Origin of the sequence: Halorubrum persicum (genome assembly GCF_002727125.1) — an archaeon.
GTDB classification, from domain to species: domain Archaea; phylum Halobacteriota; class Halobacteria; order Halobacteriales; family Haloferacaceae; genus Halorubrum; species Halorubrum persicum.
On the sequence record NZ_NHOA01000125.1, the window covers coordinates 1 to 11,167 of the forward strand.

An 11,167-nucleotide genomic window follows, 5' to 3' on the forward strand; every position below is an offset into this window, starting at 1 on the left:
GCGGAGGCGCACTACCCGGACGAGACGATCGCGTGGGGGGAGGTCGAGCGGGGGCGGGACGCGATCGCCGCGGCGGTCGGCCGCTTCGCCGCGGATTACGCCGGGTCCGACTCGGAGAAGTAGTCGTCGAGCGCCTCCGCCACGAGGTCGCCGGGGGCGACGTTCCGGTTCGAGGCGCGGCGCCTGAGCTCCACGTAGGCGTCGAGCGGGAGCCGGAGCCCGACGTGGCCGAGCTCGACGCCGGCCTCGCGGACCGCGGCCTCGATGTCGCTCCCGTCGTTGACGGCGGAGGCGATGGCGCGCACCTCTCGGACCGTGAGGTCGCCGTCGATGGTCGCCCACGCCAGCAGGTAGCGGTCGGTCCCCCCGAGTCGCGCGACGTGCTTCGCCGCGCTCGGCGCGATCTGTCCGCTCGCGACCTGCCTGCGGATCGCCTGCGGGAGGTCGTGGACGCGCGCCCACTTCCGGATGAACGCCACCGAAACGTCGTCGCCGGCGCGCTCGGCGGCCGCCTTGTACGAGCCGACGCCGCGGACGAGCGCGGCGCAGGCGGCGGCCCCTCGGAGCATCAGCACGTGGTCGTCGTCGCCGACGTCGCCGGCCGCGAAGCGCGCGACCGTTTCGGCCGCCTCGGCGACGCTCTCGGGGTCGTCCGGGTCGAACCCCACCGCCTCGGCGGCGCGCTCGCCCGTGACCTCCGGGTCCGACCGGACGACCGGCTCGCCGACGGGAGAGCGTCTGTCCGCGGGTGACTCCTCGTTCATACCTTACCACTTCGAGTGCGCGCACATAAGCGGCCGGCACCGGGCAGGTTTCGCTGACGACGACGACGCCCGAGACGCCCGGCGAGCCGGCAGGGCGACGCGCGAACCCAGCGCGTGCCGCCGACGAGGAGGGGTTTTTATCTGCCGACCGAGACCTCGCGGCATGGACGAACGCGTACGCGAACACGCGGAACTGCTCGTCGACTGGAGCGCGCGGATCGAGGCCGGCGACGACGTGGTCGTGAGCGTCGCCGAGGACGCCCACGATCTGGGCGTCGCCGTCGTCGAGGCGCTCGGCGAGCGGGGCGCGAACGCGACCACCCTGTACGGATCGGCGGAGGTCTCGCGGGCGTATCTGAAAGGCGCCGAGGCGGGGGCGGACGGCGACGGCGGCGACGGTGTCCCCGCATTCGACGACGACCCGGCGGTCGAGCGCGCGCTGTTCGAGGCCGCTGACGCCTACCTCCGGATCGGCGGGGGGCGCAACACGACCGCGACGGCGGACGTGTCGAGTGCGACGCGGCAAGCCTACGCGACGGCGAGACGTGACGCGCGCGAGGCGCGGATGGACACCGACTGGGTGTCGACGGTCCACCCCACGCGCTCGCTCGCCCAGCAGGCCGGGATGGCCTACGAGGAGTACCGCGAGTTCGTCTACGACGCCGTGCTCCGCGACTGGGAGGCGCTCGCCGACGAGATGGCGGCGATGAAAGACGCGCTCGACGCCGGCGAGGAGGTCCGGATCGTCACCGAGCGCGACGGCGCCCCCGACACCGACGTGTCGATGTCGATCGCGGGCCGGACCGCGGTCAACTCCGCCGCCTCCGTGGCGTACGACTCCCACAACCTCCCCTCCGGCGAGGTGTTCACCGCCCCCGTCGACACCGAGGGCGAGGCGTTCTTCGACGTGCCGATGACGATCGACGCGACGCGCGTCCGAGACGTGCACCTCGTCTTCGAGGACGGCGAAGTCGTCGACTTCTCGGCGGGCGCCGGCGAGGACGCGCTCGCGAGCGTGCTCGACACGGACGCCGGCGCCCGGCGGCTCGGCGAGCTCGGGATCGGGATGAACCGCGGGATCGATCGGTTCACCGACTCGATCCTCTTCGACGAGAAGATGGGCGACACGGTCCACCTCGCGGTGGGACGCGCGTACGACGCCTGCCTGCCGGAGGGCGACTCCGGCAACGACAGCGCGGTCCACGTCGACATGATCAGCGACGTGAGCGAGCGCTCCCGGCTGGAGATCGACGGCGAGGTCGTCCAGCGCAACGGCACGTTCCGGTGGGAGGAGGGGTTCGAGGGCTGACCGATCGAAGTCGTGGACGGCGTACGGTATTTAAGTAAATACGTCGGTGCGGTGGCGCGCGCCTCCGAGCGGCCGCCGATGGCGGCCGCGAGGAGCGCGTGCGAGGGAGTCGCTGGCGGCTGTCGCCGCCAGCGACGAGGCTGGGGAGGTGTGAGGCTGTGTGGTTTGGGTCGGGTGGGACTCAAAGCCCCAGCCGCTGAGGCGGGCGTAGGCGACGTAAGGACCGCAAGGAGGGAGCGGAGCGAGCGACTGAGGACCGCAGCGAGCCTACGCCCGCCTCAGCGGCTGGGGCTTTGGAGGTGTCCATCGTCGATCCGCCGTCAACAACCGTTATAAGTGAGCGGCTAGGGCTTTGGAGGTTCTCACCGCGGAGTCGTCGGCGACGTATAAATACCCGACAGTAACGTAAAGATCGAGCCCCTACTTCTGTAGCGCGTCGAGGTGGAACTCGAAGGCGGCGACGGGCACCTCCAGGTCGTGTTCGACGAGCACGGCGGGGTGAACCTCGCCGATCACGCCGACCTCCTCGCCGTCGATTACGACCGCGGCGGTCCGCCCGTCGATGAAGGAGGGGTGCTCCGTGCGGGGCGTCTCCAGTTCCGCGCCGAAGTCGTCACACACGGACTGCAGGCGGCCCTTCGCGGCCTCGTAGGAGGCGTCGCGCCGGGCGACCGCGCCGGCGACGTGGCGGCGCTCGGCGACGTTCGTGTCCGTCGTCTCGTCGCGCTCGGCCGCGAAGCCGACCTCCGCGACGTCCTGCGGGTACGCGTTGTGGGTGTTCCGTTCGAGCAGCATCAGGAGGGACGGGAGCGCCCACGTGCGGAGCTGGGTGTACTCCTCGCTGTACGGCTCCGTGATCGCGACGGGGTCGCCGCCGCCGAAGGCGTCGCTTCCCGGCTCGACGTGCATGCGGTCGTAGTTCTCGGTCCCGCTCGTCATGTGGAAGTTGAGCAGGTCCTCGAAGCCGAGCCCGACGAGGCTCGTCCGGACCGCGTCCTCCAGCCGGGAGCGCTCGTGGCGCCCGCCGACCGTCCCCACGTCGGGGTAGCGCGGCTCCAAGTTGTCGAAGCCGTAGGCCCGCCCCACGTCGTCGACCAGATCGAGCGGGTGGAGCACGTCGACGCGGTACGGCGGGATCTCCACCTCGTAGGTCACGTCCTCGTCGAGGGTGTAGGAGGCGTCGAGGCCGGCGCGCTCGAAGCAGTCGACGACCTCCTCGGGCTCGAAGTCGACGCCGAGGAGGGTCTCGATGCGGTCGTGGCCGACCGCCTTCTCGTCGGTGTCGAGGTTCGGGCGGACCAGCTCCGCGCCGTACTCGCTCGGGTGCGTCGCGCCGTCGGCGTAGTTCACCTCGACCGCCTCGATCGTCGCGCCGCGGGCGGAGAGCGCGTAACAGATGATGTTGCACATCCGGTCGATCGTCCACTGGTCGGTGCCGGTGAGCTCGACGAACAGCTCGCGGGAGCCGGTCGTCACCTCGGTCCGCTTCCCGTTGATGACGGGCGGGAACGAGAACAGGCCGAGCTCGTCGTAGATCGCGGGGTAGCGGTCGAGCTCCTCGACGAGGTCGGCGTACGTCTGCCCCGTGTCGTGCTCGGCGAGCACCTCGGACGGGGTCAGCTCGTCGTTCGCGTCCAGCGGGACGAACGTGTCGCCGTCGGGGGCGACGCCGCGGTAGGTGATCGACGGCTCCGCGCCCTCCTGTAGCGGCGCGCCCTTGACCATCGCGAGGTCGTGGATGCCGACGGCGCCCTTCGCGCGGCCGCGCCCCATCGTCGCGTGCAGCTTCTCCTGCAGCTGGATCAGCGAGTCGAGCGCGCCCTCGTCGAGGTCGACGCCGCGGACCACGGCGCCGGTGACGTACGGGCGCTCGTCCGGGACCGACTCGTCGACCTCGATGGTCCACTCGGGGTCGTTCGTCTCGGGGACGTAGACGCCGCGGTCGTCGCCGTAGTGGTAGCGCAGCGAGCGCGCGACCCCCTCGACGGAGAGGCGGTCGAGCCGGTCGGGCGCGAACTCGAACTGGAGGAGGCCGTCGTCGGTCTCGCCTTCGAACTCCAACCCGAGCCCGAACAGGTCTTTCTTGAACTCCTCGTCGGTGGTGTCGGTGCGGCCGGTGAGCCCGCGCAGCTCGTCGGTGTCGATGTCGACGACGGGCATCAGTAGCTCACCTCCGCGTCACGCAGGAACTCGATGTCCGCCAAGGTCCCGTGGAGGTCGCGGATGTCCTCCGCGCCGGTGGTCAGCATGGCGAGCCGTTCGAGGGCGAGCCCCCACGCCATCACGTCGCAGTCGACGCCGAGCGGGCCGGTGACCTCTTCGCGGAAGACCCCCGAGTTCCCGATCTCGATCTCCTCGCCGGTCTCGGGGTGTTCCCCGAACAGCTCGAAGGAGGGCTCCGTGTAGGGGTTGTAGTGCGGCTTGAACCGGATGTCGGTGATGCCGAACTGCCGGTAGAACTCCTCGAAGGTGCCCATCAGGTCGCGCACCGAGAGGTCCTCGGCCATCACCCACCCCTCGATCTGGAAGAACTCCAGCAGGTGCGTCGGGTCGAGCGTGTCGTTGCGGTACACCTTCTCGACGGAGAAGTAGCGCTGCGGGGGCTCGAGCTCGGCACCCGCGATCCCCGAGAGGTACCGCATCGAGAGCGAGGTGGTGTGGCCGCGGAGGGCGACCTCGCGGGCGAACTCCTGTGACCACGGCGAGTGGTAGCCGTCGCCGTCGATCCCCCAGCCGTCGCGGTGAGCCGCCTCGACGCGGGCCATCAGCTCGTCCGGAATCCCCTCCATCGGCGGCACGTCGAGCGCGAACCGGTCCCAGTGGGTCCGCGCCGGGTGGTCCTGGGGCATGAACAGGCAGTCGTTGATCCAGAAGTCGCTGTCGGCGTGGGGACCCTCCATCTCCTGGAAACCCATGCCGACCAGCACGTCCTTCACCCGGTCCGCGGTCCGGCGGAGGACGTGGTTCCGGCCGCCTCGCGTCGTTGGCGCGTCGGCCTCGACGTTGTACGCCGAGAACTCCACGTCGCGCCACTCGCCGCTGGCGAGCAGCTCCGGGGTGAGCTCCGACACCGTCTCGGTCGCCTCGACGCCCGTCATGAGCGCGTCGACGCCGTCGTCGGTGAGCGTCACCGACCGAGTGACGGATTCGCCGCGGTCGACGAGTCCACGGGAGTCCAGCTGGTCGAGCACGGCGTCGTCGGCGTCCGGGGCCGCGCCGTCGGCAAGCGCGGCGAGCGCGGCCGCCTCGGGGTCGGCGTCGGGATCGGCGGCCGGGTCGGCGGTCAGTTCGCCCGAGTCGATCGAGCCGAACCCCTTGCGCGCGAAGTTCGAGAGCGCGATGTCGACCTCGGGGCCGTCGAGGTCCGCCTCGCCGATGACTCGCCCCATCGAGACGGCGGACTCGTCGGCGCCGAGCGCGAGTCCGGCGCGGTAGAGCCGCGTCTCCGGGAGCTCGCCGTCGACGTACCGACGGCCCTCGTCGGTCAGGTTGAGCGTCTCGGCGGCCGTCTCGACGACGGACAGGAGTCCCTCGTCGCGGAGATCGAAGGCGGCGCCGGTGACCGTCTCGGGTTTCAGCCCGGTCTCCGACGCGATCTCGTCTATCGTCCGTTCGTCCGTCGCGCTCGCGGCTTCGAGGACCGCGAGCTGTCGTTCCGGGAGTCGCATTCGAGTTGTCTGTATACGCGTCTGGCTGGTTGGTAACGGTTCCGGCACGTCGCCGGCGATCCGCGCGGGTGCACCATCCCGCCGTAGGGCGGAGCCGCCGCGCGGGGTTCGCAAGAGCGGAGGTGGCCCACCCACCCCGCCGTGAGCTAATCCGACCCCGAACGCCTCGTCGTCGGTCCCGGCGGCGATACCGCTTCGCGCGGTCGTGTGTTGGAGGTGCGAGGGAGGACCGGGGACGACCGTCCGCTCGCGATAGAGTATCAGTATCGATAAATTAGGCGAGGGTATTATACGTCTGTTCGACCCTGAAACGGGTATGAGCAGCGCAACGACGAACGCTCGGGGTCACGAGTCGGTCTCAGAGGCGGTCCGCGTCGAACACAGCGACGACGGGGTCTCGCCGAGTCGCGCCGTCGTCGAGGCCGTCTCTGATCCCGCCGGCGTCGAGCCGGTGGACCTGGCCGACGAAGCCGGGATCGTCCTCTACGAGCACGTGGACTTGGACGCGCTGGACACGCTCGTGGCCAGCCACCCGGAAGTCGACCTCGACGTCTCCCTTTCCGTCGCCGGCTACGCGGTCAGCGTCGACGCGACGGCGGCCGTCGTCCAGCCCTCCCGGTAACGGGCCGACGCAGCGACCGACTGCGGCGGCTCACTCCGCCTCCGACCCCTCTCGCTCTCGCAGCGCCGCGATCCGATCGCCGAGCGGCGGCTGCACCTCGAACCACGTCGACCAGTCGCCGGTCTCCGGCTCGACGCCGCGGATCGCCGCCACGCGCTCGAACGCGTCGGCGACGCGACCCGCGCCGACCGCGTCCGCGGCGCGGTCGTCGGCCGCGTACTGCACCCGTCGCCCGACCCAGAACGCCGCGAGGCCGACGGCGACGAGCGACGCGAACCCCGCGTCGAACGGGACCGTCGCGGTGACGATCGCCGCCAACACGCCGACGACGGCCGCGACCGCGACGGCGCGGAACTCGCCGTAGTACGTCTCGACGCGGCCGGCCTCGGCCGCGAGGAGGCCGAGCGCGACGTCCTCGTCCACGTCGTCGAGGACGGCCTCCGAGAGGAACAACACGCGCCGCCGAGGCGGGCCGCGGACCGCGACCTCGACGCGGCCGACCCCGTCGTTTGCGCCGCCCGCTTCGTCCGCACCGCGGCGCTCGATCGCGACCCGGTCCGCCTCGAGCCCCGCCGTCTCGCGGAGGAAGTCGAGCCGGCCGCGCTCGCCGTCGGTCGGCTCCCGGAGATCCCGAAACCGATCGGCCGCGTACAGGGGACCAATCTCGACGGCGAGAAACGTCAGAACGGCGACGCCGACGAGCAGAGCGACCGTGAGCATCGTCAGCGAGTGCGTGCCGGAGCCGGAAAAAGGCGCGACTTCGCGATCCGCGCGGGGGAGGCGACGGCGATGCCCGTCAGCCGGGGACTCGCCGGGCGAGCTCCCGGACCGCGGCCGCCGCGGCGCTGTCGGGCGCGGTGTCGACGACCGGTCGCTCCTCGACGACCGATCGGCCGACCCTCGGGTCGGCGGGGACGACCGACGCGGGGGCGCCGAGCGCATCGGCGATCGCGCCGGTCGGCGGCTCCTCAGTCACGCGATTGACCGCGCAGCCGACGAGCCCGGCGTCGAGTTCCCGGGCGAGCTCGCGGGTTCGGATCGCGTCGGCCAGCGCGAACGCCCGCGGCGACACGACGAGCAGACACGCGTCCGCGACCGCGAGCGGTACGCCGGCGTCAGCACGCCGCCCCGCGGGACAGTCGAGGACGACGGTGCCGCGCGCCCGCTCGATCGCCGCCACCGCCGCTTCGAGCCGCCGGAGGTCGGCCGCTCGCGCGCCGGCGAGGGTCCGACCGCAGGGGACGATGTCGACCGGCCCGGCGCGCAGGGTTTCGATCGGGTCGGCGGCGCCGGCGAGCGCGTCGTGGAGGTCCGGACCGCGACCGCCGGGGAGGTCCGCCATCCCGAGATCGGCGTCGACGACGACGGCGTCGAGGGCGGCGGCGACGTTGTACGCGAGCGTCGTCTTCCCGACGCCGCCCTTGCCGCCGGCGACGGCGAGGATCACGCGAGTCGCTCCAGCGCCTCGACGGGCGCGTCGGTCGCCTCCGCGCGCGCCGCGAGCGCCGACGCGCGTTCGCTCAGCGCTCGGAGCCGCGTCGCGTCCGCTGCGACGCGCTCGTCGAGCCCGGAGAGCTCCTCGACGCCGTCGACCTCCGCGACCACCTCCGTCGCGGTCGCGACGTCGGCGTCGGTCAGCCGCTCCGCCCGGTCGATCCGCGCCTCGACCGCCTCGAGTTGAGCGTCGACCGCACCGAACCACTCCGCCTCTCCCGACGGCGACGCCGGGGCGGCGGAACTGCCGGGGGATTCGACGCCGTCGTCGGGCGGGGAGTTCGGGCCGGTCTGAGGGTCTGAGTCGTCCGTTCCGCCTCTCTTGCTCATCCCGTCTGCAGTCCCTGCGACCGCGTCCCTCGGCGGGCGGTGATCGCCGAGCCGTTGGAGGGCGGCGGCCGTCGCCGACGCCGCCCCGTCGTCCGCGTCTGTCGGAGAGCTCCCTCCCGGCCGCTCCACCGGATCGACCGCCGTCACCTCGGCGACCTCGACCGGCGGGTCGGCCGGCTGGGCGCGGGCCGCGAAGCCGAGCGCCCGCCGCTCACCGGGGGCGAGACGCAGGGTCACGCCCCCTTCGTCCCACCCCTCCTCGGCGACGCCTCCTCGACGAGGGGGGAGCACGGGGGCGTCGAGCCGGCTCTCGATCCGGACGCGCCGCGGGACGGCGTCGTCGTTGCGCACGCGGCACCGAACCAGCGACACGTCACCCTCCCGGTCGACATCCCACGCGAAGTCCATACGGCGGGTGCCGCGGTACCACACTTAAACTGCAGGCGGGGGGCACAGTGACCGTCGAGGGGAGCCGGAGAACCGCTTATTGTCCGCGAGGATATGCGTCCCGTATGAACGAGTCGGCGGTGTTCGACCGCGTGGTGACCGCGCTCGACGAGCGGAACTACGAGCCGCTGGTCCACGTTCCGGAGGCGCACAGCGACGCGTACGCCGACGTGCTCGACCGCTGCCGGCGCCACGAGATCACGATCCGGGGGCGGTACCCCGACGTGCTCGGGTTCACCGACGCGAACCGCGTGTTCGCGATCGAGGTGAAGGGGTCGACGAACCTCCTGCGAGGCATCGGACAGGCGCTGACCTACCAGCAGGGCGCCCACGTGTCGTACCTCGCCGGCCACGGGGAGGCGGTGAGACCGCACGCCGACCTGCTCCGCTCGAAGGGCGTCGGCGTCATCGGGGTCGAGGAGGACGGCGCGACCGCGTGGCGCTCGCCGCCGAGCGCGGAGTCGACCGCGGAGGTCGCGGACATCGAGGGGCAGCTGTCGCTCCGGTTCCGCGGGAACGAGTTCGGCGGCGACATCACGACGCTGAGCCTCGCGCAGCCGCTCAACTACTTCGCGCCGGTCGTCGCGCTCGACAGATACGGCCCGCTCGCCCGCGACGAGCTCGTCGACGCGATCGCCGACGAGTACGGCTTCGGCGCCGGCGACGAGACCGTCGCGAGCGCGCGTACCCTCGGGCTGGTCTCGGCGGGGTCGCCGCACGAACTGACCGAACAGGGGGGACTGGCCGCGACGGTGCTCCGCGGCTACGGGATCGAAGCCCTCGACGACCTGCGCCTGACGAAGGAGGACGTGGGACGGCGCACCGTCGCCGAGGTCCACCCGCCGCTCGCGATACTGCTCCGGAACTCGTTCGTCAGACACCCCGAGTTCGGGCTGCTGCTCGACGCGCTCCGAAAGGAGGGGCCGCGCGTGCAGTTCCTCGATCTCGTCGAGCGCCTCGTCCGCGAGTACCCGAACGTCTTCCTGAGCGCGTTCTGTACGACCCGGGGCGCGACCCGCGCTCGGGAGCTGATCGAGCGCGGTGAGACCGCCCGGCTCTACCGAGACCGAGACGTCTGGACGGACGTGATCCGGACCAACGTCCTGTTCAACTTCGTCCAACAGCTGAAACACGTGGGCGTCCTCGCGCCCGAGACGCGCAGCCACAGCGGCGCGATCGCCGAGTACGACCCCGACGCGAAGCCGTGGATCGTCGCGGACGCGGAGTGAGAGGTTCGGGACGGGTGACGGCCGGGATCTGGCGATCGGCGTTCGGCTCGCGGCGCGACGGACGCTGGTTCGACCGTCGAACGACTATACCGACGAAGTGAGAGATCCTGAAAGGATTCGGCACCGACGAAGCGGCCGTTGACGTTGGGGCTATCACCGAGTATCTACGATCTCACACCGAAGAGCTGGGCCTAACCGGTGAGATCGAGGAATGGCGAGACGAACTCGTCCGATACGGGCTAGACCAGTTGACGGGCGATTCGTCGGACCCGAACGATTAACGGCGTTCGACGCGTTCTTCCGGGCATAGCTACCGAAGAGGGAGCGGAAACGACGTCACCGCTCGACGACGTGATGGAGGACATCCGGCGGGAGCTGGTCCAGCGGGTCGCGGCGGACGACCGAGATTCGAACCGGAACATCTACGACGCCCTCGAAGACGAATAACGATCCCCGTACTGACAAGTTCCCTCCAGACAGCAGTTAGACTCCGTCCGGATTCGAGATGGTTTCTCCAATCGAGCCGGAAGGACGAGCAAACAGTCATATATCGAACGAAAGCACGCGCTCTTCAGTATTACGGCGTTCATCCCGACGCTGTCTGGTGGTTTTCTATGTATCCACGGCAAGAATCTACGTGACGGGCGCGAGTTCATACTGAGAACGGATCGTCCTTTCGAGGCTATATCCGCCGAAATCGGGGACTTCAGATCGGGGTTGTAACTGCGACTCGCGCCATCAAGAGCGATGAGTCTCGAACCAATCGATCCGGAAACAGCCGTAGATCTCAACGCAATCGCTGCGAGGGAGGTCAACATTCAGGAAGGCCGGACACACTCGAGAAAGGAGATCAAAGCGAAGTATGGGTGTGAAGTTGCGAGTGACCGATGAGCGAGGGGTGGGACTGAGAGCTCACTGATCGGTCGAAGCGACAACTCGGCGTGAGTGATCTTCTAGTGATACGAACGCAATGAATCAACTATCGTGTTCTTCGAAGAACCGGCGGGTAGGCTCTTCTTAATACTACTACACCAGCTAGAAAGATATATCCATACTGGCCTATCTATACATCCCATCCAGCTTCTATTATGAGTGAGCAGACGTTTGTATGCGACGAGTGCCAGCGGACACTGCCGCGGTGGATGAAGCACGAGGACCATACCTGTGCGCAGTGCGCTGATAATGCGGATGCTAACTGGGATGATCCAGCCACATCTGGGGATGCCAATGATGCGGACAATTTGGAAGGCGAGGATACTGTCGGCCCACTTCTTGATACCCCTCCGGAGTGCTGTGTTGAATAG

General features: G+C 70.0%; 10 protein-coding genes. 4 read left to right on the forward strand and 6 right to left on the reverse strand.

Features of this window, described 5'->3' with window-relative positions:
* Nucleotides 1–95: 95 nt before the first annotated feature.
* A complete protein-coding gene (locus DJ69_RS13805) occupies nt 96–764 on the reverse strand; it encodes a DUF7119 family protein (RefSeq protein ID WP_099256135.1) in 669 nt (222 codons plus the stop codon).
* A gap of 163 nt (nt 765–927) precedes the next feature.
* Here DJ69_RS13805 and DJ69_RS13810 point away from each other — a divergent pair, with 163 nt between their 5' ends.
* On the forward strand, nt 928–2,073 hold the full coding sequence (locus DJ69_RS13810; protein ID WP_099256136.1) for an aminopeptidase: 1,146 nt from the start codon (nt 928–930) through the stop codon (nt 2,071–2,073).
* Nucleotides 2,074–2,493: 420 nt separating this feature from the next.
* Here the strand turns inward: DJ69_RS13810 and pheT are convergent, their stop codons facing one another.
* Nucleotides 2,494–4,233 carry a phenylalanine--tRNA ligase subunit beta gene (gene pheT / locus DJ69_RS13815; protein WP_099256137.1) on the reverse strand — a complete coding sequence of 580 codons (1,740 nt, stop codon included), beginning with the start codon at nt 4,231–4,233 and terminating at the stop codon, nt 2,494–2,496.
* The gene (pheS, locus tag DJ69_RS13820; protein ID WP_099256138.1) at nt 4,233–5,741 is read right to left on the reverse strand and encodes a phenylalanine--tRNA ligase subunit alpha; all 1,509 of its coding nucleotides are present in this window, start codon (nt 5,739–5,741) and stop codon (nt 4,233–4,235) included. Before pheS ends, pheT begins: the two co-directional genes overlap by 1 nt.
* 316 nt (nt 5,742–6,057) lie before the next feature.
* Here pheS and DJ69_RS13825 point away from each other — a divergent pair, with 316 nt between their 5' ends.
* On the forward strand, nt 6,058–6,363 hold the full coding sequence (locus DJ69_RS13825) for a HalOD1 output domain-containing protein (protein WP_099256139.1): 306 nt from the start codon (nt 6,058–6,060) through the stop codon (nt 6,361–6,363).
* A gap of 30 nt (nt 6,364–6,393) precedes the next feature.
* Here DJ69_RS13825 and DJ69_RS13830 read toward each other — a convergent pair whose 3' ends face one another.
* The 3 genes from DJ69_RS13830 to DJ69_RS13840 form a co-directional block, all read right to left on the reverse strand.
* On the reverse strand, nt 6,394–7,083 hold the full coding sequence (locus DJ69_RS13830; RefSeq protein WP_099256140.1) for a peptidase: 690 nt from the start codon (nt 7,081–7,083) through the stop codon (nt 6,394–6,396).
* Between the two features lie 76 nt (nt 7,084–7,159).
* A complete protein-coding gene (locus tag DJ69_RS13835; RefSeq protein WP_099256141.1) occupies nt 7,160–7,810 on the reverse strand; it encodes a MinD/ParA family ATP-binding protein in 651 nt (216 codons plus the stop codon).
* A complete protein-coding gene (locus DJ69_RS13840) occupies nt 7,807–8,595 on the reverse strand; it encodes a DUF7857 domain-containing protein (protein WP_099256142.1) in 789 nt (262 codons plus the stop codon). Before DJ69_RS13840 ends, DJ69_RS13835 begins: the two co-directional genes overlap by 4 nt.
* Nucleotides 8,596–8,699: 104 nt before the next feature.
* On the opposite strand from DJ69_RS13840, the gene DJ69_RS13845 reads away from it, so the two are divergent.
* Together DJ69_RS13845 and DJ69_RS18510 are read left to right on the forward strand one after the other, a co-directional pair.
* Complete coding sequence (locus DJ69_RS13845; RefSeq protein ID WP_099256143.1) at nt 8,700–9,863, forward strand: hypothetical protein; 1,164 nt, start codon at nt 8,700–8,702, stop codon at nt 9,861–9,863.
* A gap of 747 nt (nt 9,864–10,610) precedes the next feature.
* A complete protein-coding gene (locus DJ69_RS18510; RefSeq protein WP_180271829.1) occupies nt 10,611–10,754 on the forward strand; it encodes a hypothetical protein in 144 nt (47 codons plus the stop codon).
* The last annotated feature ends 413 nt before the right edge of the window (nt 10,755–11,167 follow it).